The following is a 21,855-nucleotide window of genomic DNA, read 5'->3' as shown; positions in this document are numbered from 1 at the left end:
GACGCCGCCACCGGCCACCGGGATGATGCTCGCAGAGCGGACAATCACGGGCCTTTCGGCTGCCGCCGGTCGCCACCGGCCGGCCGCCGGAGCGAGGGGGAGCCATGGCCGTGGCAAGCGTGCAGCCCTACTGGGACCTGACCTTCGACGCGGGCGGCGACCCCGATCCCGTCCAGCGCGACGCCCTGCTGGCGCACGCCGCCGACCTCAGCGACCTCGTGGTCTTCACCCACGGCTGGAACAACGACCTGTCGACCGCGTCGGCCCTCTTCGACCGCTTCTACGCGCCCTTCCCCGCACTGCTGGCCGGCGCCCCCGGCCTGCGCCTCGGCTATGCCGGAGTCCACTGGCCCTCCATGCGGTTCTCCGACGAGCCCATCCCGGGCTTCCCGCGTCCCCGGCAGGCCGTGGCGAACGGACGGGACCCGGACATCGCCACGCTCAAAGAGGTGCTGCCCGGGCACGAGGCGGCAGCCGACCGGATCGAGGAGCTGCTCGCACAGCAGCCGGCCGATCCGGCCGCGCTCGCGGAATTCGCCGCCCTGGTCCGTACGCTCACCGGCTGCGCCTCACCGCGGGCCGCGGCGCTCGCGCAGGACCTCGACGGCGCGGACACACCGCCCGCACTGCTCACCGGCGACCCGGCCACCGTCTGCGCGGCACTGGGCGACGCGGTCTGCGGCGTACAGGGCGGCGAGCCCCTGCTGGGCGGGCTCACCGGGAAAATCTGGTGCGGGGCACGCGAACTGCTGCGGCAGGCCTCGTATTACACGATGAAGGGCCGCGCCGGCACGGTCGGCAAGGCGGGCCTCGGCCCGCTGCTCGGACTGCTGGCCACCCGCGCACCCGGCACCCGGGTGCACCTGATCGGCCACAGCTTCGGCGCCCGGCTCGTCTCCTTCGCCCTCGCCGGCCTGCCGCCCGACGCCGGCAACGTCACCTCGGTCACCCTCCTGCAGGGCGCCTTCTCGCACTCCGCCTACTCCCCCGGCGGCGCCCTCGACGGCATGCAGTCCCGCGTCCGCGGCCCCGTCGTGGCCTGCCACTCCTCCCACGACCAGGCACTCGGCGTCTTCTACCCGCTCGCGTCCCGCCTCTCCGGCGACGACAAGTCCCTCCTGGGCGACGACCGCTGGGGCGCACTCGGGCACGACGGCTTCCACCACCTCCCCGCCGCCCCCGCGCTTCCGCTCTCCGCGGCCCTCACCGTCCCCTTCCCGACCCAGGGCTGCGTCACGGTCGACGCGTCCCCCACCGTCCGCACGGGCGGCCCGCCCTCGGGCGCCCACAGCGACATCTGCCACCCCGAACTGGCCCACCTCACCCTCCGAGCCGCAGCCCTGCTCTGACCGTGCACTGCGCGTGCTCTCTCCGCGCCCCGGGTTCTACCCCTTACGGAGGGCGGCCACCTTCCCGGCCGCGACGACCGGGTAGAAAGCAACGCACCGCAAGGGGCCATCACCTCAGGCCGTACCGCGGCACCGCGGAGGACCTCACGCCCCGCACGGGCAAGGGCAGGCGCGGCCCCCACCGCGCCCACCCCTCAAAAGCCTCGCGCTAGCGGTGGCTCGGGAATTCCACGACCTGCTGGTACGTCGGACGGTTCTGCCAGCTGATCCGGTCGTCGGTGACTCCGCCCAGCGGACGCTGGACGATGGAGTCGGCGCACCACTGATCGCCGGCCCCGCACCCGTCGTCACCCGGGTAGACGGAAGTCGCCGGCACGGCGGCCGCCTGCTTGAGGGTGTTCAGCAGCACGTCACGGCAGGCACTTGCCTGCCCACCGCCGCAGTACGTGCGGGCCAGCGGCCCGCCCACCGGCCGGCCGAGCACCTGCCGGATGTCCTTGTCGACATAGCTCCACCAGCCGTACTGGAAGGCGCTTCCGGCGTGCGAGCCGGTCGGCCCGTGGCCGGCGGAGGGGGACTCGTCGACGGTGAGATCGGCGGTGAGGGCGGTGTAGAGGCCGCCGCCCAGCCCCGGTTGGAATTCGCCCTGGACGAGCAGCGGCCACCACGCGTCCATGACGCGGACGGCGTCAGCGTTCGCGTAGGTGTGGGAGCCCGGCGACGTCTCGTGGCGTTTGGCGCCTGCCCCGCTCCACGCGGTCAGCTGCTGGACGGCGGTGGCCTCCTGCGGGTCGGTGACAGGCGCGCTGTTGATGACCTGGAGCAGTTCGGGCAGCACGTCCTCGCCGCGCAGATCGGTCAGAGCGGCGTCGTCCATCGCCTTGACCAGTGCGGACCTGGTGACACCGCCCGTGTGGACCAGGGCCTTGACGCGGTCGTCGAGGAGGTCGGCGCGGTGGACGGCGCCGTTGCCGAAGCCGGCCGACGTGTAGCCGGCGGCCTGCTTGTTGTTCCACGAGACGTAGTAGTCCTGGTCGACGGACTGCGGGTGTTGCGACGGCGGCGTGTAGGAGGCCGTGTTGGTCACCGGGTCCCAGCCGCGCCAGTCGTACGCGGCCTGCGCCCACACGGGGAAGGACGCGTCCACGCCGTCGGCCCGCACCGGGTTGGTGCCGCTGTTGTAGTACGCGGTGTGCCGGGAGTCGGCGTAGAACCAGTTGAAGGTGTAGTTGATGTCCTGCGTGGCCCGCTGGAAGGACGCCGCGTCATGGACGAAGCCGGGGTCGTTGAGTTCCTGGAAGCCCAGGATCGAGTCGGCCTCGTGGCGGTAGGAGCTGCGCAGCTGGGTATAGGCGACGGCTTTGCCGCCGACCGTGGCGCGGTATTCGACCGGTCCATAGGCGGTACGCCATATCTGCATGCGGTAGGAGCCCGCGGCGGTGGAGTCGGCGAGGGTCGGTTTCCAGGAGTTGGTGCGCTCCAGCTTCTCCATGGCGACGCAATTGCCGTGGAAAACGTAGTGCGTGGCGTCCTGGCACAGCTCCACGGCGTAGGTGTCGGTGACGTCCTGGGAGGCGGAGGTCGCGCTCCAGGCGTAGTCCTGGCCGCGGCCCAGTTCGACGTACATTCCCAAGCCGGCGAAGGAGGCGCCGCGGGCGCTGATTCCGGGGCCTTGCAGCTCCTGGAGCATCAGCAACTGTGGCGCGAAGTAGCCGGTCTGCGGGCCGAAGACGGCGACGGGGTGGCCGCTCGCGGTGTGGGCGCCGCTGACGACCAGGGCGTTGGACATGCCCTTCTTGGTGGAGAAGAGGTTGCCGGGCAGCACCCCGGGGCTCGCGGTGGTGGTCTGGGTGGCGCCGCCGGTGGCGTCGTAGACCAGCGGCTCGGCGACCACCGAGCCGGCGTCGGGCAGTGCCTCGCCCTGGGCGCCGGCCGGCTTGCCCGCGTACGGGAAGCTGGTGCCGTCGTGGACGGTGGCGGTCGCTTCGGGGTCGTCGCGTTCGCGGAACGACTCCCAGACCTTGGTGCCCTCGGTGACGCCGTACTGCTGCTGTGCGGCCAGCAGGGACAGTGCCGACTGCACCTCGCCGCCGCCACCGGTGCCGAAGAGCGCGCCGACCACCGAGGCGAGCGCGATCAGGTCGGTGAGTTTGAACGGGTCGATGGTGCCGGCGTTGGTGATGGCGTCGACGTGCCCGGTGAGCACGTATTCGCCGGGAAAATACCGGCCGCTTTTCGACGCGCTGATGTACGCGTTGATTCCGTCGATGTACGCCTGGGCGTCGGCGAGGGCCTGCTGCCCACGGGCGCCGCCGGAGTTGGCGAGCTGGTCGATCTGCGACTGGAGGTCGGCCTCGGTGTAGGGGGCCTGCCGCCAGAACTCCTGCTCAAGGCCGCGGTTTGCGGCGGCGCCGCCGGCGAACGACGACAGTTCGCCGCGGCCCACGTGCCGGAAGAGGTCCATGAGCCAGAGCCGGTCCTGCGCCGCCGCGTATCCCGCGCCGAATTCGGTGCCTTGCCGGGTGGTGCCCTTGATGTGCGGCACGCCGGTCTTCTTGTCCCTGGTGATCGTCACGTCGGAGCGCGGGCTCGAGACGGAGGCGACCTGGCTCGGCGGGACGCCGAAGGACGAGTCGTTGAAGAAGGAGGTGATGGTGGCGTCGGTGAGGTTCTGGTAGCCGTTCGCGAGATCGGCGTACGGGCCGAGCTGGTCCGAGGTGTGCGCGGGCCTGGTGCCGAGTGCCTTGTTCGCCAGGATGTCGGCAAGGGTGGCGTTGCCGTTCTCGCCTGGCGGCAGGATGTCGGCGCACTGCCCTGCGCAGTAGTCGCCCGGGTCTGCGGCGTGCGCTGCCAGTGGCACCGGGGCCACCAGGGTCGCCGCGAGCGCGAGGAGGGCGCCAGCGGTGGCCGTTCTCAGCGTGCCGATCCTGCCGATCCGTCGTGGGGTCCGTAGCGGCATGTCTGCTCCTTCCGGAAGCCGGTGCGCGGAGGTTACCGCCGGTACACCGGCTCCGGAAGGTGAACATGCGTCAGCTTTTCGGTTCCCTCACAACTCGGCCGGTATCGGTGCGGGCACTTGACCCCGCCTCCCGCAGCACGAAGACGCCCCAGCCCAGATAGCGGCGGTTCCACTCCAGGTGGGTGCGGCGGGCGTGGTCAAGGAAGTCGCGCATGTCGGCCGCGTCGGGGTGGTCGGCCGGGGTGTCGCGCAGCCAGTCCGCGATCGCGAACCACTGCGCGGCGGCGTAGCGGTCCCAGCTGTCGCCGTCCGCAAGCACCATCTCCAGCAGCTCCATGCCCGCCGCCTCGAACCGGTCCAGGGTGCCGACCAGCGAGGTGAAGTCGTCGGCCTCCGCACCCATCGCCTCCAGCGCGCCCTCGGGGGCGGGCTCGGTCCAGTACGGCTCGCCGATCAGCATCAGGCCGCCGGGCCGCATGGCGGGGCGCAGCAGGTCAACGGTCCCGGCCAGGCCGCCGCCGATCCAGGTGGCGCCGACACAGGACACCACGTCGAAGGCACCGGGCTCGGCCTCGTACGCTCCTGCGTCGCCGCGCTCGAAACTCACCCTTTCGGAGACGCCGAGTTCGGCCGCCCGCTCCCTGGCAGCGGTCAGGAAGACCTCGCTGAGGTCGACGCCGACCCCACCGGTGCCGTACTTCTGCGCCCACCGGGTGAGCATCTCGCCCTTGCCGCACGCCAGGTCGAGCTGCCGCTGCCCGGGCTCCAACCGGCAGATGTCACCGAGCAGCATCAGCTTGTCCTCGGTGATGGGATTGAGGATGCGGTGCCGGGATTCGGCGATCTCGTGGTGGCGCAGGCTCATACGGCTCCTCGGTCATGTGCCCGGCGCTCCCGCCGGTCCTTCAGGCATCCTTCCGCAGCGCGTCCGCCGTGGCGCGGTCGGCCGGCAGGAAGGCCTCCAGCTTCAGCTCGGCAATGGTGACGTCCGCCGCGGTGGCGAAGACCGCGACGGTGGTCATCAGCCGCAGCAGTCCGCGGCCGGCCGAATCCAGCTCCATGGGCACGGCGAAGCCGAGTACGTCCTCGGCGCCCGCCCTCGGGCCCGCTCCCTGTCCTGCCGCGGCGCCGGGCGACGGCGTCAGCGGCGGTACATAGCCGACGAGTTCGTCGTGCAGCGCCGCCAGCCGGTCGTCGGGATTGCGCCGCTGCTCCTCGCGCAGCGCCTCGATGACATGGCGGGCCCACTGCGGGAAGTTGCGGATGCGTGGCGCCATGCCCGCCGGGTGCAGCGCCAGCCGCAGGATGTTCGCCCGCGGCCCGAGCAGCGCGGGATCGGCGCCCTCGGTCATCACCCCGAAGGCGGAGTTGGCACCGACCAGCTCCCCGTAGCGGTCCACGATGATCGCCGGATAGGGCAGGTGGCCGGTCAGGATGTGGTCGAGCGCTTCGAGCGCCGGGGCCAGCGCCGGATCGTCGAGGTCGCGCTGCGGGTGCACCGGCGCGTATCCGGCGGCCAGCAGCAGGCCGTTGCGCTCCCGCAGCGGCAGGGCGAGCGAGTCGGCGATCCGGGCGACGAGCGCCCGCCCCGGTGCCGACCTGCCGTTCTCGATGAAGCTGATGTGCCGCTGGGTGGTGCCCGCGCGCAGCGCCAGCTCCAGCTGGCTCAGCCGGCGGCGGCTGCGGCTGGCGCGCAGCGCCTGCGGGAAGGGCTGGGCGGCGGCCGGGGCGAGGGTCCGAGGGGCGTCCACGGCTCCTTTCTAACCCGGTGGGGTGAGCAGCGGCCATTCCCTGCCGGGAATTGAGGCGATGCCCGCGGCCGCGCACCCTCGGGCGTATGACAAGCACCTACACCACAAGCACCGCAAGCACCGGAGGGACGGGAGGGACGGGAGGCACCGGAAGCCCTGCCGGTCCTGGCAGCCTCCGAGTCACCGCAAGCCCCGAAGACGCGGCCGCCGGGACCGAGGCCGAAGCCGACACCGTACGCATGGGCGTCTTCGTACCCAGCACGAAGGCCCAATGGAGCGCGCACACCGACCCCCGGGAGGCCGTCTCCTTCGGGGTACGCGCCGAACGCACCGGCTTCGACTCGCTGTGGGCCACCGACTCGCTGCTCACCCCGCGCCTCGAAGCGCTCACCGTGCTGGCCGCGCTCGCCGCCGTGACCGACCGCGTGACGCTGGGCACCGGTGCCCTGCTGCCCGCGCTGCGTACGCCCGTCCAGGCCGCGCAGACCATCGCCTCGGTCGACCTGCTGTCCGGCGGGCGGCTGGTGCTGGGCGTCGGCGCCGGATTCCCCGGCCGCTTCGGGCAGCCGGTCTACGCGATGGTCGGCACCCCGTGGCCGCGGCGCTTCCGGCGGCTGGACGAGACCGTGGAGCTGTGGCGCCGGCTGTGGACCGGTGAGGGGCCGGTGTCCTACCACGGCGAGGTGCTGCACTTCGACGACATCGCACCCGGCACCCGCACCTTCCGCCCGGGCGGCCCGCCGGTGTGGCTCGGCGGCGCCACCCCTGCCGCGCTGGCCCGCGCCGGGCGCCTCTACGACGGCTGGCTGCCGTATCCCCCGGACCCGGCCGCCTACGGCCAGGGGCTGGCCGCGATCCGTACCGCCGCCGGCGAGGCGGGCCGCGGGGAGGCCCCGATCACGCCGGCGCTGTTCGTGAACACCCTGATCACCGGCGCGGCGGACGGCGGACGCGCGGCCCTGGACACGTACGCGCGGGCCAACTACGGGCTGCCGGTCGAGGAGATGGAGAAGATCCAGGCGGTGGCGGCGGGCACGCCGGAGGCGGTGGTGGAGCAGTTGGGCCGCTATGTGGCCGAGGGGGCGCGGCATCTGGTCCTGCGCGTCGCCGTCCTCGACATCCCGGCCCAGGCGGCCCAGCTGGACCGGCTGGTGGCACTGCGGCCCGCGCTGAACGCGCTGCTTCCGAACCTGGGCGACGGGCCGGGCACGGCGGGCGTGCGGCCGGACGCGGGGGGCGTGCGGCCGGACGCAGGGGGCGTGCGGCGGCGTTGACAGTCGGGGCCACCGGAACCATGCTGAGCAAGCGCTTGGAAACCTATGGACCCCGGAGGCCTCGACCATGTCCCAGCAGCCCCGCGTCTTCGCTTCGCCCGACGAGCTGCGGGCCGCCGTCGGCGAGCAGCTCGGCTGGACGGACTGGCTGGATATCGACCAGAAGCGTATCGACGCCTTCGCCGAGGCGACCGGTGACCACCAGTGGATCCATGTCGACCCGGAGCGCGCGGCCGGCGGCCCGTTCGGTACGACGATCGCGCACGGCTTCCTGACGCTGTCGCTCATCCCGTCACTGACCCCGCGGCTCTTCCGGGTCGAGGGCGTGCGGATGGGCGTCAACTACGGCGTCAACAAGGTGCGCTTCCCCTCCCCCGTGCCCGTCGGCTCCCGGCTGCGGGCGACCGCGGTGGTGGCGGAGCTGACCGAAGTCGGGGGCGGCATGCAACTGGTGACCCGGGTGACGATCGAACGCGAGGGCGGCGACAAGCCGGTGTGCGTGGCCGAGACGGTGGCCCGCTTCTACCTCTGACCGTACTTCCCGCTGACCGTACGTACCGCTGGTCGGACCTACTGCTGATCGGACCGCCGCCGGTCGGCAGTTTCCGGCGGGTCCGGCAGGTCCTGAACGGCCTGCAGGCCGCCGTCGCCCGCCTCGGGCCGGTCCCGGTCGGCCACCGGCCCGCCTTCCGCGCGGACCATCCGCAGCACGAGGTCGGCGTAGAGCGCGCCGACCTCGTCGGGCGTACGGCGGCCGGCCGGGTTGAACCAGCGGGCCACGTCGATGCACAGCGACAGGACGGCCAGCGTGGTGCCGGGCACCTCGGGCACGTCGAACTCGCCGGCGGCCACCCCCTCGGCGACGATCGCGCGGATCGCGTCCTCGCTCTGCCGCCGCAGCGCGACGATCTCGCCGTAGTGGTCGGGGGCGAGCGCGCCGAGTTCGTACTGCACCACCCGCCCGGTGGTGTGGTGCTCGGCGTGCCAGCGGACGAAGGCGCGCACGGCCGCGGCGAGCCGGTCGGCGGCGCTGCCCCCGCCGTCCCGCGCCTCGCGGAGCATGTCCAGCGAGCGCTGATGGCCGACCCGGCTGATCTGGTAGAGCAGCTCTTCCTTGGTCTTGTAGTGGATGTACAGCGCCGCCGGGCTCATCCCGGCCCGCCCCGCGATGTCCCGGGTGGTGGTGGCGTGGTAGCCGCGTTCTGCGAACGCCTGCACCGCGGCGACCACCAGCCGCCTGGCGGCGTCGGGGGTGATGTCCTCCCACGCCTCGCCGGTTGCCGCCTCCGCACTCATCACACGCTCCTCTGACCCGGTCGGTTGACAGGGTCACACCCTACCTGCCGGGTGAGCAAGCGCTTAGCGTCGGTGCCGTACGGCTCAGAAGGCCGACACGCCGGTGAGCGACCGGCCGATCAGCAGCTTGTGTATCTGGCTCGTGCCCTCGTAGAGGGTCATGACGCGGGCGTCCCGCAGCAGCTTGCCGACCGGGTACTCGTCGATGTAGCCGTAGCCGCCGAAGACCTGGAGCGCGTTGTTCGCGCAGCGCACCGCCACCTCGCTGGCGTGCAGCTTGGCCAGCGACGACTCGGTCGCGAACGGCTGCCCGCGGTCGATCAGGTCGGCGACCTGCCAGGTCAGCAGCCGGGAGGTGGCCACGTCGACCGCGATGTCGGCGAGCATCTCCTGCACCAGCTGGTGCCCGGCGATCGGCGACCCGAACTGCTCGCGCTGCCCGGCGTAGCCGACCGCCGCGTCCAGGCACGCCTGCGCGATGCCGACGCAGCCGGCCGCGACCGACATCCGGCCCTTGGCCAGCGCCGACATCGCCACCGAGAAGCCCTTGCCCTCGGGCCCCAGCAGGGTGTCCGCGGGCACCCTCGCGCCGTCGAGCACGATCTCGGCCGTCGCCTGGCCGCGCAGGCCGAGCTTGCCGTGGATGGCGCGGCGGGTGAGACCCGGCGTGTCGGTGGGCACCAGGAAGGCGCTGACGCCGCGGTGCCCGTCCTCGGCGCTGCCGGTGCGGGCGAAGAGCAGCACGACGTCGGCCCAGGTCCCGTTGGTGATGAAGGTCTTGCCGCCGGTGATGACGTACGCGTCCCCGTCGCGCACCGCGCGGGTGGTCAGGTTCGCCGCGTCGGAGCCGGTGCCCGGCTCGGTGAGACCGAAGCAGCCGATCGCCTCCCCGGAGGTCAGCCGCGGCAGCCACGCCTGTTTCTGCTGCTCGGTGCCCCAGTGCGCGATCGACTTGGCGACCAGGCCGAGCGAGACGGACACGATGCCGCGCACGGACGAGTCCGCCCGGCCCAGCTCCTCGGTGACGAGGCAATATGCCAGGTGGTCGCCGCCGGAGCCGCCGTATTCCTCGGCAATGGTCAAGCCGAGGAAGCCGACCGCGCCGAGCTTCTTGACGATCGCGCGGTCCACGGCCTCCGCGCGGTCCCACTCCGCGGCATGGGGGGCGACCTCCCGGTCGGTGAAGTCCCTGGCCAGGGCCTTGATGGCGGACTGCTCCGCGGACAGCCCGAAGTTCACTGCCATATCCGCTCCCTCACCGCACCCTCACCGCGTTCCCGCTCGTGCTCGTCCCGCTCGTGCTCGTCCCGCTCGAAACTACCATCGCTAGTTTTCAGTCGGCAGCCCCTACTATGTGCCGCATGGCCCGCCCCCGCAAGCCCCTGCTCAGCCGCGACCGCATCGTGACGGCGGCGCTCGCGCTCATCGACGGCGAGGGTCTGGCGGCGCTGTCCACCCGGCGACTGGCGGCGGAACTGGGTGTCAGCGGGCCCTCGCTCTACAACCACTTCGCCACCAAGGAGGCGATACTCGACGCGGTCGCCGACGCGGTGGTCGACCAGGTCGACCTGTCGATGTTCGGCGGCGACCGGGACTGGCGGCAGGCCCTGCTCGACTGGGGCCGCTCCTACCGCGCGGCCCTGACCGAGCACCCCAACATCGTCCCCTTCCTCGCCACCGGCCCCGGTTTGCGCCCGGCGGGCCTGCGCATGGCCGACGCCGTCTTCGGCGGCATGGTGGAGGCGGGCTGGCCGCCGGCCCAGGCCACCCATATCGGCGCCCTGATGCGCTACTTCGTCACCGGCTCCGCGCTCGGCTCCTTCGCGGGCGGCTTCGTGGGCGACGCGGACGCCTACGACCCCGCCGACTACCCGCACCTGGGGCAGGCCCACCTCCTGGCCAGGAACCGCGAGCGGATCGACGAGGGCGCCTTCGAGACCGGCCTGCGGGCGCTGCTCGACGGACTGGCGCTCCAATATGCCGACGCGGACGCCGCGGACCGGCCGGCGGGGACAGGCGGCTGACGAGCGGGGGGTCAGGCCGACGGCTTGCGGGCCGGTGGGGGCCGACGGCTGACGGGCGGGCGGCGGCGACTGACAGGATGGCACCATGTCGACAACGGATTCGTCCCCGGCGGCCACGCAGCGGCTCGTCCAGGTCAACTACCGCAAATACGACGGCACATTGCACTGGAATCTGCGGATGCGCCGCCTCGGCGAGGACGCGCACGGGATATGGCTGGGCCTGCCCGCGGGCGGCGTGACGCGCAAGGGCCACAGCTACGAGATACCGATCCCCGAGCCCCACGTGCTGCTCTTCCCGCGCGAGGCGTGGTGGACCGCGACCTTCAACGGGGCACCGCGAAAGACCGAGATCTACTGCGACATCACCACCCCGCCGCACTGGCCGTCGCCGGACGAGGTCACCATGGTCGACCTCGACCTCGACGTACTGCTCAGGCGGGCCACCCGGGAGCCGATCCTGGTCGACGAGGACGAGTTCGCCGAGCACCAGGTGCGCTACGGCTACCCGGCCGACGTGGTCACCGCGGCCCAGGAGTCGGCCGACTGGCTGATGGACGCCATCGCACGGGCCCGGGGGCCCTTCGCCGGGGCGCACCAGGCGTGGCTGGCGATGGTGGGCGGGACGGCGTAGGCCTCGCGGACGGCCCGAGCCCCGAGGGGCCGTCCGGGTGCGCCGGACCGTTTGGGGCCACGGGGCGGCGGTCGGGCGCTCAGAAGACGATCAGCGCCCTACCGCCGCGTCCCGCGGTCATCGCCTCGAACGCGGCTGGGATGCCGTCAAGGCCGATGTGCTCGGTGACCATGCCGGACAGGTCGAGGCGGCCCTCGCGTACGTGCCCGGCGAGGACGGGGAGATCCTGCGTCGGGTCGCAATTGCCGTACACGCACCCTGACAACGTCCGGCCGAAGTAGAACAGTTCCAGCGCCGAGAAGATGACTTTCTGGTCCTGGCCGCCGATGCCGACCACGGTCGTACGGCCGCCGCGCCGCGTGGAGGACCAGGCGGTGCGGATGGTGTCGGCCCGGCCCACGCACTCGACGGCGACGTCGGCGCCGTGGCCGCCGGTGAGGCCGCGGACCCGCTTGGCCGTGTCCTCGCCCGCGACGACGAAGTCGGTGGCGCCGGCGGCGATCGCCAGCTCCTCCTTGCCGGGGGCGACGTCGACGGCGATGATCCGCCCCGCTCCCGCGATCCTGGCGGACTGCAGCACCGCGAGACCGACCCCGCCGACGCCGTAGACGGCCACCGACTCGCCGGGGCGTACGGCCGCGGAATGGTGCACGGCTCCGTAGCCGGTGAGCACCGCGCAGCCGAGCAGGGCGGCGTCGGTCAGCGGCACGCCGTCGGGCAACGGGAGGACGGCCCCGGCGGCGACCACGGTCTCCTCGGCGAAGACGGCGGTGCCCAGGCCCGGGTGCAGCGCGCTGCCGTCGGCGGCGAGGGTGGCGTAAGGAGCGGCAGCGGCATTGCCGGAGTTGGCGCACAGCCACACTTCGCCGAGCCCGCAGAAGTGGCAGCTGCCGCAGGCGGGGGCCCAGTTGAGCACCACCTTGTCGCCGGGTGCCACCCGGTCGACGCCGTCGCCGACGGCGACGACCGTGCCGGCGCCCTCATGGCCGAGCACGGCCGGGACCGGCTGGCGCAGCGTGCCGTTGGACAGCGAGAGGTCGGAGTGGCAGACGCCCGCGGCGGCGAGCCGCACCCGCACCTGGCCGGGGCCCGGTTCCGGCAGGTCGATCTCGGTGACGACCAGCGGCGCGTTGACGGCTGGCAGGACGGCTGCGCGGACCACGGGGTCTCCTGATCGGTGCGGGGATGTGTCTCTTTGTCGGTACGTCAGCGGTACGGGGCGCCTCGGTGGCCTGTCCTGTCCCGGTCGGGACGGTCGGGACGGGCGGGCCGGGACGGCGGGTCCCGGACTGGCCCGGGGCCGCCCCCGGCGTCAGAACTGCAGCGACTTCGTCTGGAGGTATTCCGCCAGGCCGTGCGCGCCCAGCTCGCGGCCCACCCCGGACTGCTTGTAGCCGCCGAAGGGCGCCTGCGGGTTGAACCGGCCGCCGTTGATGTCCACCTGGCCGGTGTCCATCCGCCGCGCGAAGGCGACAGCGGACTCCTCGTCGGCGCCCCAGACCGCGCCTGCCAGCCCGTAGACCGTGCCGTTGGCGATCCGCAGCGCGTCCTCCTCGTCCTCGTAGCGGATCATGACGACGACCGGGCCGAAGATCTCCTCCTGGGCGATCGCCATAGCGGGCTCGACGTCGGCGAAGACGGTGGGCCGGACGTAGTAGCCGGCCTCCAGGCCCTCGGGGGCGTCGGGGCCGCCGGCCACGATCCTGGCGCCCTCGTCGACGCCGCGCCGGATGTAGCCGCGCACCCGGTCGCGCTGCTTGGCATTGACGACCGGGCCGAGCCTGTCGCCCGGCACGTACTTGGCGGCGGAGGCCGTGGCGATGGCGACGGCCTCGTCGTAACGGGCGGCGTCCACCAGTATCCGCGTCCAGGCGCTGCACGTCTGGCCGGAGTTGGCGAAGACATTGGCCAGTCCGACGTTGACGGCGCGGGCCAGGTCGGCGCCCGGCAGGATCACGTTCGCCGACTTGCCGCCCAGCTCCAGGGCGACGCGCTTGACGGCGGCTCCCGCCGTCGCGCCGATCTGCCGTCCCACCGCGGTGGAGCCGGTGAAGGACACCAGGTCCACACCCGGGTGCTCGGCGAGCGCCTGGCCCGCGACCGGGCCGAGTCCGGTGACCAGGTTGAAGACTCCGGCGGGCAGACCCGCCGCGGCCAGGATGTCGGTGAAGAGCTGCGCCACCAGCGGGGTGTCCTCGGCGGGCTTGAGCACCACCGTGCAGCCGGCGGCGAGGGCGGGGGCGACCTTGGCGACGATCTGGTGCAGCGGGTAATTCCACGGGGTGATCGCGCCCACCACGCCGACCGGCTCCTGGAGCACCCGGGAATTGCCGACCCGCTCCTCGAAGGGGTGGGCCGCGGCCAGCTCGGCATAGGAGGCCATCACGGCGGTGGGCAGGTCGGCGTGCACGGCGGTGGCGAAGGCCATCGGCGCGCCCAGCTCGGCCGACACGGTGGCGGCGATCTCCTCCCGGCGCGCGGCGAGCAGGTCGCGTGCTGCGCCGAGGACGGCGGCACGCTCGTCGGGCGGGGTGGCCGCCCAGCCGGGCAGCGCCGCGCGGGCGGCGGTCACGGCGGCGTCCACGTCCTGCGCGGTGCCGGCCGGCACGCGTCCGATGACCTGCTCGGTGGCCGGATTCACGACGTCGATCGTGCCGTCGGTGGCGGCGGGGCGCCACGCGCCACCGATGAAGACCGCCTCCCGCCCGCGGTGGATGCCGGCCCCGCCGCCCGCCTGGTCCACGTCTCCTGCCCGGTCCGCGTCTTCCGCCGGCTCCGCGCCGCCTGCCGCGTCCGCCCTGTCCGTGCCGCCGCCCTGAGCCATGCCGTCCACCTGCCGCCTTCCGAGTCACCGCTGCGTCGACGCCCAAACTAGCGCCGATAGTTTTACGTCGCCAGGGCCCGTCGTATGCCCTCGGTCACCCGTGGGCCCGACACGGGCGCGGCAGCCGGCCGCACGCCCGCGGAACGGGTTCGGCGGTCCGGCCCCCCGCCGACCACCGCCGTGGTGCCGGCGCACCGGTCAGCCGGCTGCCTCCACCTGTATCGGGAAGCCGTTGAGCACCGCGGTGCCGGACAGCGGGTCGAGGCGGCTGCCGTCGAGCAGCTGGTTGACATTGACCCCGGGCTCGCGGGAGGCGGCGGTCAGCCGGGTGCCGGTGCGGTCGTGGCCCCAGCCGTGCGGCAGGCACACCACGCCGCGGCGCAGCGTGTCGGTGATCTCCACCGGTGCGGTGATCTCGCCGCCGTCGCCCTTGATGCGGGCGAGCGCGCCTTCCACCAGGCCGAGCCGGGCGGCGTCCTCGGGGTGCAGTTGGGCGGTGCAGCGGTTGCTGCCGCCGGTCAGGACCGGCACATTGTGCATCCAGCTGTTGTTCGACCGCAGATGGCGGCGCCCGATCAGGACCAGCGAGCGCCGGTCGCCGCCGTCGGCCACTGCGGCGCGAAGGCGCGGCACGTCGGCGGCGACCGGCGGCGCGGCCAGCTCCACGGTGCCGGACGCGGTGCGCAGCACCGCGCCCAGCCGCGGGCCCAGCGGTCCCAGGTCGATACCGTGCGGGTGGTCGAGGAGCCCGGCCAGGGTGAGGCCTTCCGGGTCGGCGCCGAAACCGTCGCCGTAGGGGCCGAGCCGCAGCATCATGTCGAGCCGCCGCTCGTAGCCGGTGCGCCCGCCGAGCAGCGCGGCCACTTCCTCGGCGTCCCTGCCGTGGACCGCGGAGTGCGGGTCGGCGGTCTCCGCGCCGAGCCTGCGCGACACCGCCTGGCCGTCGACCAGCGCGGGGTCGGCCTCCGGGCCGCCCTGGCCGAGGACGGCGAGGATCAGCCGGGCCAGGATCTCCGGCTCGTCGGGCGCGCCGGAGGCGAGCGGCACGGCGGGCGGGCTGTAGCGGACGGTGTTGCGCACCGCGAGGGTGCTGAAGGCGAAGTCGTAGTGCGCGCTGCGGGCCGGCGGTGGCGGCGGCAGGACGACATGGGCCTGCCGTGACGTCTCGTTGAGATACGGATCGACGCTGACCATGAAGTCGAGCCCGGACAGGGCGCGGTCCGTGCGCAGGCCGTCGGGCGCGGAGAGCACCGGATTGGACGCCACCACGATCAGCGCACGCAGGCGCCCCTCCCCCGGCGTGTCGATCTCCTCGGCAAGGGCCGCGGTGGGCAGCTCCCCCTTGACCTCGGGGTGTCCCGACACGCGGCTGCGCCAGCGCCCGGTGGTGAAGCCCTTGCCGGGGCGCGGCGGCCGGGGCGCCCTGGCGGTGGCCGCGAGCGGGAACATCGCACCCCCGGGCCGGTCCAGATTCCCCGTCAGCACATTGAGCACGTCGACCAGCCAGCTCGCCAGGGTGCCGAATTCGACTGCGGTGCTGCCCAGTCGCCCGTAGACCGCGGCCCGCTCGGCGGCGGCCAGCTCCCGTGCGAGAGAGCGGATGTCCTCGGCGGGGACGTCGCAATATGCGGCGACCGACTCGGGGGTGAAGTCCGCGGCGAGGTCGCGGACCTCCGCCACGCCACTGAGGTGCGGCGCCAGGTGGCCCGGGTCGGTGAGTTCTTCGGCGAAGAGGACCTGCACCATGGCGAAGAGCAGTGCCGCGTCCGTGCCGGGCCTGGGTGCCACATGGCGGTCGGCCGCCGCGGCGGTCCTGGTGCGGTTGGGGTCGATGACGACGAGCCGTCCGCCGCGCCGCCGCAGCGCCTTGAGTTTGCCGGGGAAGTCGGCAGCGGTGGCCAGACTGCCATTGGAGACCAGCGGGTTGGCGCCGATGAGCACCAGGTGGTCGGTGCGGTCCAGGTCCGGCACGGGAATCGCGTTGGGGTCGCCGAACAGGTAGCCGCAGCTGACGTGCTTGGGCATCTGGTCGAGGGTGCTGGCGGTGAAGACGCTGCGCGTGCGCAGCGCCCCGATCAGCTGCGCGGGGTAGAGCGCGCCGGCCATCGTATGGACGTTGGGATTGCCCAGGACGACGCCGACCGCGTCGCCGCCGTGCGCTCCGCTGACCGCGCCGATGCCCGCCGCGACGGCCTCGAACGCCTCGGCCCAACTCGCCTCGGCCAGCGTGCCGTCCCTGCGCACCAGCGGCCTGGTGAGCCGGTCGGGGTCGGCGTCGAGCGCGCCGAAGGAGGCGCCCTTCGGGCAGACGAACCCGGCGCTGAAGACGTCGTCGCGGTCGCCGCGGGCGTGCGTGACACGGTCCTGGTCGATGGTCAGGACGAGGCCGCAGGTGGCTTCGCACAGGGGGCAGATACGCAGAGCTGTACGGGTCATCGGTGACTCCCCCTGGGCGGCGACGGCACTGGCGCGCTTTCGTCTCCGACACTACCGATCGGTACTGACAACGACACCACTCGGCGGTACCGACATCGGTCCCGGGCTGTCCGGTGCGGCGGGGCCGGCCGCGTTTCAGTCGAGTACCGTCGCCAGATAGCCCAGGAGCAGCCGCTTGGCCTCGGCGACCACCCGGGGGTCGCCCGCCGGCTCGGTTCGGAAGGCCAGTTGCAGTGCCGCGTCGGCGGCCTCGACGGCGACCACCAGTGCGAGCCGCAGCCGCGGGTCGGCGGGGTCGGTCGTGAGCCGGTCGCCGAGCAGTGCGGGCAGCCGCTCGGCAAGGTCGTGGTTGGTCTCGCCGGGCACGCCGAAGTCCAGCAGGGCGAAGCCGGGCGCGGTGCGCTTCATCGCGGTGTATTCGTCGACCAGCACTTCGACGGCGGCCCGCCAGCCGTCACCGGTGCCCGGCTCGGCCAGCCGTGCCGCGGTCCGGTCGAGGAAGTCGTCCAGGTTGCGGTGGGCGAGCGCGTCGGCCATCGCGCGCTTGTCGGCGAAGAAGCGGTAGACCGAGCCGATCGGCACTCCGGCGCGGGCGGCGACCGCCCTGGTGCTGAGCCGGTCGTAGCCGGCCTCGTCGAGGAGTTGGGCGCACGCGTCGAGGATCCGCTCCAGCCGCTGGGTGCTGCGCTGCTGTACGGGCGCACGGCGCAGCAGCCCCCCGTCGGCTCCGGGTGCGCCCGTGGCGCCCGCCATCCGCGGTCAGTTCCCCGCGGCGAGCGCGTCGAAGAGCTTGCGCAGGTCGGTGAGCACGTCGCGCAGTGCCGCCTGCGGGTCGGCGGTCCTGGCGATCGCCATGGCACTCTCGCTGAGGCCGCCGTAGAGCATCGAGGCCAGCGGGTCGGCGGGGCGTGGGGAAATGGCGCCCTGCTCGATGGCCCGCGCGACGCCCTTGCGGGTCTGCTCGCGGCAGTTGACGCCCAGGTCCCGCATGGCCTCCCAGCCGAGCGCGCCGGGCGCGTCGAAGAGCGTGATGCGCTGCGCCTCGGGATCGAGCGCGGCCTCCAGGTAGGCGCGGCAGCCCTCGAAGACCGCTTCCCACGGGTCGGCGGCTACGGCCAGATAGGCGGTGGTGATGCGCGCGGAAAGGCGCTCCTGCTCCCGGGTGTAGACGGCGCTGAAGAGCTGCTTCTTGCCGGCGAAGTGGTGGTAGAGGGCGCCCTTGGTGACGCCGGCCCGCTCGCAGACGGCGTCCAGCGAGGTGGCCGCGTAGCCGACGGTCGCAAAGAGCGTCCGTGCGGCGTCCAGCAGGTCTTCGACGGTCGCGTCGGAGCGTTCGCGCTGGGTCGGGCGTACGCGCGGCCGCCCTGCGCCGCTGTCTGTCGCCGTACGCGCTGTCGCCACGGCCACCCTCCTGTCCTGCCGGCCTGCGGCGCTCGGGTATGTGCGCCGCTCTGCCCCCGTTCTCGTCCGTCCGCTGTCCACCCTAAGGGCTGTCCCCCTCATCCCCGGCGGGCGCGCGACGACGGCTGCGGCGCCTCTCCCCCTGCCTTCGGCGGGAGGTGGCCCCCTGCGTTGCCGGGTCCGCCCGCATAGGACCCGGAGGGCGACCCTCCGCCTTGTGATGTACCGCGTCTGACACCGCGCGCCGATCAACCGCGGATCAAGGGACAGCCCTCAGCCGACGCGGTGCTTGACACTCACATACCCTCAGTATGTAAGTTTCATACCGTCAGTATGTTCCCTCGCCGAGGCAAGGACTGCCATGTCCTCACCGATTTCCCCCCCTTCCGCGGCGCCCGCGGCGGGACCGCCGTCCGCGGGCGGCACGGACCCGCGACCCGGTGTCGTCCTGCTGCTCAGCGCGGGGGCGACCTTCATCGCGTTCCTCGACACCACCGTCGTCAACGTCGCCTTTCCCGACCTGGCCGCGAGCTTCCCCGGCGACCGGGTCTCGGACCTGTCGTGGGTGGTCAGCAGCTACGCGGTGCTCTTCGCCGCGCTGCTGACCCCCGCCGGCCGGATCGCCGACGCCTTCGGCCGCAAGCGGCTCTTCCTGTCCTCGCTGGCTGGCTTCACGGTGGCCTCCGCCCTGTGCGCGTGCGCACCTGACCTGCCGTGGCTGATCACCTCCCGCGCCCTGCAGGGCGCGACCGCCGCGGGCATGATCCCGGCCGCACTCGGCCTGCTGCTCGCCACCACCCCGCCACAGCGTCTCCCCGCGGCAATAGGCGCCTGGGGAGCGGCGGGCTCGATGGCCACCGCGGCCGGTCCCGCGCTCGGCGGCGTCCTGGTCGACGCCTTCGGCTGGCGGGCCGTCTTCCTGATCAACGTGCCAGTAGGCGCCGCTCTCGTACTCGCCGGGATACGCGGCCTGCCCGAGCGCACCGGGGCGCAGCGGCGGCTCCCCGACCCGCTGGGCACTCTCACGGTCACGGCGGGCATCGCCCTGTTGGTGCTCGCACTCACCAAGGGCAGCGACTGGGGCTGGACCGACGCGGCCACGGTGGCGGGCGTGGCGGGCGGCGCCGCCCTGATCGCCGTCGCCCTGGTCCGCTCCACGCGCCATGCCGCGCCCGCCGTCGAGACCGCCCTCTTCCGCGACCACACCTTCGCGGTGGCCTCGGCCGCCGCGGCCTTCACCGGCGCGGCGCTCTTCGGCTGGCTGCTGAGCAGCCCGCTGTTCCTGACCACCGTGTGGCACTACTCGGTGCTCAAAGCCGGCTTCGCCGTCACCCCCGGCGCGCTCACCTCCGCGATCGCCGCCGTCGCGGTGGGCAAGCGGGCCAAGCCGCACCAGCTGCCCGCCGTGGTCGGGCTCTCCATGGCGGCCTTCGCCACGGTGAGCGTGTGGGCGTATCTCGACCTGGATACGGACACTCGCTTTCTGACGCTGTGGCTGCCGATGGGCCTGGTCGGCGGCGCGGCCTTCGGCGCCGCCCTGACCGCGCTGAGCACCGCGGCCGCCAGGTCGCTGCCACCGCGGCAGTTCGCCTCCGGGATCGGCATGACCACCACCGCACGGCAGTTGGGCGGCTCCCTGGGCGTCGCGGCCACCGCGTCGGTGATCGCCGCGCACGGGATCGCCGGACCGCAGGCCTATCGCGACGTCTTCGCCGTCTGCGGCGGGCTGGCCGCGGTCGCCGCCCTGGTGGGCCTGGCCATGGCCCGCACCTTGGTGAAGGAGTCCTGACGTGGTCCGCGAATCGAGCGCCGCCCCGCGGCCCGCCGCCGGCTGGGCGGCCGCCTACCCCGCGGAGGCCGCCGACCCGCACTGCCTGGACGACGGCGAGGCCGAGGAGCTGCTGCGCGGCGCACCCTGGCGGCGCTTCGCCGTGGTGGGCGACAGCCTCGCCGAGGGCCTGGGCGACCCGCAACGCGGCTACCGCACGGCGCCCTGGGCCGACCGGACCGCGGAGGCGCTGCACCGCGTCACGCCCGACGCGGTCTACGCCAACCTCGGCCTGCGCGGCCTGACCACCGCCCAGGTGCGCGCCGGGCAGGCGGATCGGGCCGCCGCCTTCGCGCCCGACCTGGTCGCGGTGGTCTGCGGCGGCAACGACCTGCTGCTGCCCGGCTTCTCCCCCGCCGCGGTCGCCCGCGAGATGGATCTGCTCTTCGGCCGGCTCGCCGCCCCCGGCACCACACTGGTCGCCTTCGCGCTGACGAACGTGGCCGCGGCGGTTCCCGAACTGCGCGGCGGCCCGCTGGAGGAGGGCATAGCGCTGCTCAACGGCATCGTCCGCGAGACCGCACGGCGGCACGGCGCGGTGCTGGTCGAGATGTACGACCACCCCGCGGTCGGCGACCGCGACCTCTACAGCGCCGACCTCGTGCACGCCTCCGCGCGCGGGCACGCGGTGATCGGCGCCGCGACGATACGTGCCCTGAGCAGGGAGATCGCGGCTGGAGCCGGAGGTTGTCCACAGGCCTGAGGCGGGGGTTGCCGTCCTGATTCCTATGGTCCAGCATAGGAATCAGGACGACGACGCGGGGAGTGGACCATGGACATCGGCCAGGACGGCAAGGACCTCGACTATTCGGCGGGCTTCGGAAACGAGCACAGCAGCGAGGCCGTGCCCGGCGCGCTGCCGGTCGGGCGCAATGCGCCGCAGCGCGCCCCGTTCGGGCTGTATGCCGAGCAGCTGAGCGGCACCGCCTTCACCGAGCCGCGCGCGCACAACCGGCGCAGCTGGCTCTACCGGATCCGCCCGTCCGCCGCGCACCCCCCTTTCCACCGGGTGCCGAACGGATCGCTGCGCAGCGGTCCCTTCCAGGACGTGGAGCCCGATCCGAACCGGCTGCGCTGGGGTCCGCTGCCGCTGCCCGCCGAGCCGACCGACTTCGTGCAGGGCCTGGTCACCGTCGGGGGAAACGGCGACGTGCTGCGCCGCGAGGGCATCGGCATCCACTGGTATGCCGCCAACCACTCGATGCAGGGCCGGGTGTTCTCCTCCGCCGACGGGGAGTTCCTGATCGTGCCCCAGCAGGGCGCGCTGCTCCTGCGGACCGAGTTGGGGATGCTGCGCGCCGAGCCGGGCCACATCGCGCTGATCCCGCGCGGCGTCCGCTTCCGGGTCGACCTGCCGGACGGCACCGCCCGCGGCTACGTGTGCGAGAACTACGGGCGGCCCTTCCAACTGCCCGAGCTGGGACCGATCGGTGCCAACGGGCTGGCGAACGCCCGGGACTTCCTCGCCCCGGTCGCCGCCTACGAGGACGGTGACGAGGAGACCGACGTCATCAACAAGTTCGGCGGCAACCTGTGGTCGGCGCGCTACAGCCACTCGCCGCTCGACGTGGTCGCCTGGCACGGCAGCCACGTGCCGTATCTGTACGACCTGCGCCGCTTCAACGTGCTGGGGTCCATCAGCTACGACCACCCCGACCCGTCGATCTTCACGGTGCTGACCTCGCCGTCCGACACCCCGGGGCTCGCCGGTGCGGACTTCGTGGTCTTCGCGCCGCGCTGGCTGGTCGGCGAGGACACCTTCCGGCCGCCGTACTTCCACCGCAATGTGATGTCGGAGTTCATGGGCCTGATCGAGGGCGCCTATGACGCCAAGGCCGAGGGCTTCGTGCCCGGCGGCGCCTCGCTGCACAACATGATGTCAGCGCACGGCCCCGACCGGGCCACCTTCGACCGGGCCAGCACCGCCGAGTTGATACCGCAACGGGTCGACGACGGGCTGGCTTTCATGTTCGAGACCCGCTGGCCGATCGTGCCCACCGAGTCCGCCCTGTCCGCGGGCCATCGCCAGCAGGGCTACGACACGGTGTGGGAGGGGCTCGCGAGGAACTTCCGGCTGTGACG

At 73.2% G+C, this 21,855-nt stretch carries 17 protein-coding genes and 1 pseudogene; 8 read left to right on the top strand and 10 right to left on the bottom strand.

All coding sequences use genetic code 11. From position 1 onward, the window contains the following. The first annotated feature begins 104 nt into the window (after positions 1-104). Positions 105-1,349, top strand: coding sequence for a serine-threonine protein kinase (locus tag BUE44_RS26225; protein ID WP_200804522.1), 1,245 nt, complete (start codon positions 105-107; stop codon positions 1,347-1,349). Between the two features lie 208 nt (positions 1,350-1,557). On the opposite strand, the gene BUE44_RS26220 is transcribed toward BUE44_RS26225, so the two are convergent. The 3 genes from BUE44_RS26220 to BUE44_RS26210 form a co-directional block, all read right to left on the bottom strand. Then, positions 1,558-4,308, bottom strand: coding sequence for a penicillin acylase family protein (locus tag BUE44_RS26220; protein WP_073501463.1), 2,751 nt, complete (start codon positions 4,306-4,308; stop codon positions 1,558-1,560). Positions 4,309-4,378: 70 nt separating this feature from the next. Continuing rightward, a complete protein-coding gene (locus BUE44_RS26215; RefSeq protein ID WP_073501462.1) occupies positions 4,379-5,173 on the bottom strand; it encodes an SAM-dependent methyltransferase in 795 nt (264 codons plus the stop codon). 40 nt (positions 5,174-5,213) lie between these two features. Then, positions 5,214-6,059, bottom strand: coding sequence for an MmyB family transcriptional regulator (locus tag BUE44_RS26210; protein WP_073501461.1), 846 nt, complete (start codon positions 6,057-6,059; stop codon positions 5,214-5,216). 239 nt (positions 6,060-6,298) lie between these two features. Between BUE44_RS26210 and BUE44_RS26205 the strand changes: the two genes are divergently transcribed. Continuing rightward, a complete protein-coding gene (locus BUE44_RS26205) occupies positions 6,299-7,333 on the top strand; it encodes an LLM class flavin-dependent oxidoreductase (protein ID WP_073501460.1) in 1,035 nt (344 codons plus the stop codon). A 67-nt stretch (positions 7,334-7,400) separates the two neighbouring features. Next, positions 7,401-7,865 (top strand): MaoC family dehydratase, encoded by a 465-nt coding sequence (locus BUE44_RS26200; protein WP_073501459.1) that lies wholly within the window; start codon positions 7,401-7,403, stop codon positions 7,863-7,865. A gap of 155 nt (positions 7,866-8,020) precedes the next feature. Here the strand turns inward: BUE44_RS26200 and BUE44_RS26195 are convergent. After that, positions 8,021-8,629: pseudogene (locus tag BUE44_RS26195) on the bottom strand (TetR/AcrR family transcriptional regulator); the annotation flags it as partial. Positions 8,630-8,713: 84 nt separating this feature from the next. Next, positions 8,714-9,874 carry an acyl-CoA dehydrogenase family protein gene (locus BUE44_RS26190; protein ID WP_407640061.1) on the bottom strand — a complete coding sequence of 387 codons (1,161 nt, stop codon included), beginning with the start codon at positions 9,872-9,874 and terminating at the stop codon, positions 8,714-8,716. A gap of 107 nt (positions 9,875-9,981) precedes the next feature. Between BUE44_RS26190 and BUE44_RS26185 the strand changes: the two genes are divergently transcribed. Next, the gene (locus BUE44_RS26185) at positions 9,982-10,653 is read left to right on the top strand and encodes a TetR/AcrR family transcriptional regulator (RefSeq protein WP_200804521.1); all 672 of its coding nucleotides are present in this window, start codon (positions 9,982-9,984) and stop codon (positions 10,651-10,653) included. Positions 10,654-10,738: 85 nt separating this feature from the next. After that, a complete protein-coding gene (locus BUE44_RS26180) occupies positions 10,739-11,284 on the top strand; it encodes a DUF402 domain-containing protein (RefSeq protein ID WP_073501457.1) in 546 nt (181 codons plus the stop codon). 79 nt (positions 11,285-11,363) lie between these two features. Here the strand turns inward: BUE44_RS26180 and BUE44_RS26175 are convergent, their stop codons facing one another. The 5 genes from BUE44_RS26175 to BUE44_RS26155 form a co-directional block, all read right to left on the bottom strand. Further along, complete coding sequence (locus tag BUE44_RS26175; protein WP_073501456.1) at positions 11,364-12,446, bottom strand: zinc-binding dehydrogenase; 1,083 nt, start codon at positions 12,444-12,446, stop codon at positions 11,364-11,366. A 150-nt stretch (positions 12,447-12,596) separates the two neighbouring features. Further along, entirely contained in the window at positions 12,597-14,108 is a 1,512-nt protein-coding gene (locus BUE44_RS26170; protein WP_079190098.1) for an aldehyde dehydrogenase family protein, read from the bottom strand. A 198-nt stretch (positions 14,109-14,306) separates the two neighbouring features. Then, positions 14,307-16,544, bottom strand: coding sequence for a molybdopterin-dependent oxidoreductase (locus BUE44_RS26165; RefSeq protein WP_073501455.1), 2,238 nt, complete (start codon positions 16,542-16,544; stop codon positions 14,307-14,309). 135 nt (positions 16,545-16,679) lie between these two features. After that, the gene (locus tag BUE44_RS26160; RefSeq protein WP_073501454.1) at positions 16,680-17,297 is read right to left on the bottom strand and encodes a TetR/AcrR family transcriptional regulator; all 618 of its coding nucleotides are present in this window, start codon (positions 17,295-17,297) and stop codon (positions 16,680-16,682) included. Between the two features lie 6 nt (positions 17,298-17,303). After that, the gene (locus tag BUE44_RS26155; RefSeq protein WP_073501453.1) at positions 17,304-17,945 is read right to left on the bottom strand and encodes a TetR/AcrR family transcriptional regulator; all 642 of its coding nucleotides are present in this window, start codon (positions 17,943-17,945) and stop codon (positions 17,304-17,306) included. A gap of 361 nt (positions 17,946-18,306) precedes the next feature. Between BUE44_RS26155 and BUE44_RS26150 the strand changes: the two genes are divergently transcribed. The 3 genes from BUE44_RS26150 (at position 18,307) to hmgA (ending at position 21,853) form a co-directional block, all read left to right on the top strand. Then, positions 18,307-19,734, top strand: coding sequence for a DHA2 family efflux MFS transporter permease subunit (locus BUE44_RS26150; protein ID WP_073501452.1), 1,428 nt, complete (start codon positions 18,307-18,309; stop codon positions 19,732-19,734). Position 19,735: 1 nt separating this feature from the next. Then, positions 19,736-20,476 (top strand): SGNH/GDSL hydrolase family protein, encoded by a 741-nt coding sequence (locus BUE44_RS26145; protein WP_079190096.1) that lies wholly within the window; start codon positions 19,736-19,738, stop codon positions 20,474-20,476. A 69-nt stretch (positions 20,477-20,545) separates the two neighbouring features. Next, the gene (hmgA, locus tag BUE44_RS26140; RefSeq protein WP_073501451.1) at positions 20,546-21,853 is read left to right on the top strand and encodes a homogentisate 1,2-dioxygenase; all 1,308 of its coding nucleotides are present in this window, start codon (positions 20,546-20,548) and stop codon (positions 21,851-21,853) included. The last annotated feature ends 2 nt before the right edge of the window (positions 21,854-21,855 follow it).

The sequence above is a fragment of the Actinacidiphila paucisporea genome (assembly GCF_900142575.1).
GTDB classification, from domain to species: Bacteria; Actinomycetota; Actinomycetes; order Streptomycetales; family Streptomycetaceae; genus Actinacidiphila; species Actinacidiphila paucisporea.
The sequence above is the reverse complement of the archived record's forward strand: the minus strand, read 5'-3'. Positions and strand labels throughout refer to the sequence as shown.

Coding starts and splice junctions, on each gene's coding strand:
- BUE44_RS26185 (WP_200804521.1), top strand. CDS start 9,982: ATGTGCCGCATGGCCCGCCCCCGCAAGCCCCTGCTCAGCCGCGACCGC.
- BUE44_RS26180 (WP_073501457.1), top strand. CDS start 10,739: ATGTCGACAACGGATTCGTCCCCGGCGGCCACGCAGCGGCTCGTCCAG.
- BUE44_RS26225 (WP_200804522.1), top strand. CDS start 105: ATGGCCGTGGCAAGCGTGCAGCCCTACTGGGACCTGACCTTCGACGCG.
- BUE44_RS26170 (WP_079190098.1), bottom strand. CDS start 14,108: ATGGCTCAGGGCGGCGGCACGGACAGGGCGGACGCGGCAGGCGGCGCG.
- BUE44_RS26220 (WP_073501463.1), bottom strand. CDS start 4,308: ATGCCGCTACGGACCCCACGACGGATCGGCAGGATCGGCACGCTGAGA.
- BUE44_RS26165 (WP_073501455.1), bottom strand. CDS start 16,544: ATGACCCGTACAGCTCTGCGTATCTGCCCCCTGTGCGAAGCCACCTGC.
- BUE44_RS26200 (WP_073501459.1), top strand. CDS start 7,401: ATGTCCCAGCAGCCCCGCGTCTTCGCTTCGCCCGACGAGCTGCGGGCC.
- hmgA (WP_073501451.1), top strand. CDS start 20,546: ATGGACATCGGCCAGGACGGCAAGGACCTCGACTATTCGGCGGGCTTC.
- BUE44_RS26160 (WP_073501454.1), bottom strand. CDS start 17,297: ATGGCGGGCGCCACGGGCGCACCCGGAGCCGACGGGGGGCTGCTGCGC.
- BUE44_RS26205 (WP_073501460.1), top strand. CDS start 6,299: ATGGGCGTCTTCGTACCCAGCACGAAGGCCCAATGGAGCGCGCACACC.
- BUE44_RS26150 (WP_073501452.1), top strand. CDS start 18,307: ATGTCCTCACCGATTTCCCCCCCTTCCGCGGCGCCCGCGGCGGGACCG.
- BUE44_RS26215 (WP_073501462.1), bottom strand. CDS start 5,173: ATGAGCCTGCGCCACCACGAGATCGCCGAATCCCGGCACCGCATCCTC.
- BUE44_RS26190 (WP_407640061.1), bottom strand. CDS start 9,874: ATGGCAGTGAACTTCGGGCTGTCCGCGGAGCAGTCCGCCATCAAGGCC.